Annotated in this window: 2 protein-coding genes; one reads left to right on the top strand and one right to left on the bottom strand. The window is 77.4% G+C overall.

The genetic code is table 11. The features are described from left to right. Positions 1-413 precede the first annotated feature (413 nt). Positions 414-545: a hypothetical protein gene (locus ND748_RS34365; protein ID WP_285902994.1), complete on the bottom strand. Its 132-nt coding sequence runs from the start codon at positions 543-545 to the stop codon at positions 414-416. 220 nt (positions 546-765) lie between these two features. Between ND748_RS34365 and ND748_RS31940 the strand changes: the two genes are divergently transcribed. Next, positions 766-1,441 (top strand): transglutaminase-like domain-containing protein (locus tag ND748_RS31940; RefSeq protein WP_251750002.1); only part of this gene is annotated, 676 nt, incomplete at its 3' end.

The raw sequence follows: 1,441 nt of genomic DNA, 5'->3' as shown, positions 1-1,441 counted from the left end.
CCCCGGGACGCCGCCGCGCATGGCGGCTACCCCTGGATCGGGTGGCCGAGGCAGGGTCGCTGCTGGTCGGGGCGCTGGCCGTCGCCTGGGCGTTCGGTGGGCTGTTCAGCGGCTCCAGTGCGTGGGCACCGCTGGCCGGGGCCGTGCTGGCGGCGGCGCTGATCGCCGCGGCCGGGCGCCGGACCCGCCGCCTCGATCTGCTGGCCGGCCTCGGGCTCGCGGGTCTCGCCGGGTATCTGATCGTCGTCGTGTTCGGATGGGTGGACGGAAGGGCCGTGGGTGGCCTCTCCGCGAGCGTGGGCGGCCTGCGTCGCGGTTGGTCGAACCTGCTCACGGCCGGGTTGCCGGCCGACCCGGCCGCGTCGTTGCTGGTCGTGCCGGTCCTGGTGCTGTGGCTGGCGACAGGGGCCGATCTACCGGTGGGCGCGACGCTGCCAGACGACGGCGACGGCGACGGCAGTGGCGGTGGCGGTGGCGGTGGCGGTGGCGGCCTGGTCGACGGCGGGCCGACGGTAACGGTGCGCGCGCACGTGACGATCGAACACCTGGACACCCCGCTGGTACCCGTGGTCGGGCGGCCGCTGCGGCTGTCCGGCGTGCCGGCGGCGTTCGACCCGCGGACCGGCACCCTGGTGCGCGCCGCGGCGACGGGCCCCTACGAATACCAGCTCGCCGCAACCGTCCCCGCCCGGAGCCCGCCAGCTCGCCGACGCGGTTCCCGGCTCCGGACCGGACCTCGCCCCCTGTCTGACCGTCCCGCCGGGGTTGCCGCCGGCCCTGGTCGGCGTCGCCGCCCGGGCGACGGCCGGGGCCCGCACCCCCTACGCCGAGCTGACCGCGCTGCAACGGTTCCTGCGCGACCCGGCGACGTTCCCCTACGACCTCGCCGGTCGCCCCGGGCCCTCCTACGGCTCACTGACCCGCCTGCTGACCAGCACCGATCAACGGGAGCGGCACGGCTACGCCGAGCAGCACGCCACCGCGTTCGCGCTGCTCGCCCGAATCAGGGGCTTCCCCTCCCGGATTGCCGTCGGCTATCTGCTGGGTCCCGACACGGCCGGCGGCCGCGGCGTGTTCACCCTCGGCCAGGCGCGGGCGCACGCCTGGCCGGAGGTGTATCTGGCCGGCATCGGCTGGGTCCCGTTCGAACCGACGGACACCAGCCGGCTCGCCCACTCCGAGCCGCCCGACACGGCCAGCGCGGCGGCCGGCGGGATGGCCAGCGCGCCGATGCCCGCGCCGCCGGTCGCGCCGTCGCCGCCGAGGCTGTCGGCGATCCCCCGGCTCGACCAGCCGCACACCGGCGCCGGGCGCCAGGCCCGCCAGGTCGCAGTCGGACTGCTCGTCGCGCTGGCGGCGCTGCTGGCGCTCATCCCGCTCGCCATCGTCGGTGAGAAGGCCCACCGGCGCCGGCGACGGCACCGGGCGGGCCCGCCGGGGC

The sequence above is a fragment of the Frankia sp. AiPs1 genome, assembly GCF_023716945.1.
Lineage (GTDB): Bacteria > Actinomycetota > Actinomycetes > Frankiales > Frankiaceae > Frankia.
Note: the sequence above shows the minus strand (reverse complement) of the source record. Positions and strands in the feature narration are given on the sequence as shown.